Annotated in this window: 1 protein-coding gene; it reads right to left on the bottom strand. The window is 66.7% G+C overall.

All coding sequences use genetic code 11. The annotated features are described in order from the left end of the window. Positions 1-246 (bottom strand): hypothetical protein (locus BKB51_RS21040; RefSeq protein WP_218044115.1); only part of this gene is annotated, 246 nt, incomplete at both ends.

Raw genomic sequence — 246 nt, 5'->3', positions numbered from 1 at the left:
CCCTTTGCCCTTTCAGGTGGGTTCCGACAGCGCGCTGTTCTCGCCCTTGCCCTGGTGTGTCCCCCCGCCCTGCTTCTCGCCGCTGCCCCCCCCCCGCCCCTGGCTGTCCCCCTTCCCTCGCCCCTTCTTCCCCTCCTCCCCCCCTCCCTCCCCGCCCGGCCCTTTCCTCCCCCTCTTCCCCCCCTTTTTCCTTTGGTCTTGTTTCCGCTCTTGCTCTTTTTTCTGCTTTCCGTCTTTCCGCCTTCG

Origin of the sequence: Kiloniella majae (assembly GCF_002118315.1) — a bacterium.
Taxonomy (GTDB): Bacteria; Pseudomonadota; Alphaproteobacteria; order Kiloniellales; family Kiloniellaceae; genus Kiloniella; species Kiloniella majae.
The sequence above is the reverse complement of the archived record's forward strand: the minus strand, read 5'-3'. Positions and strand labels throughout refer to the sequence as shown.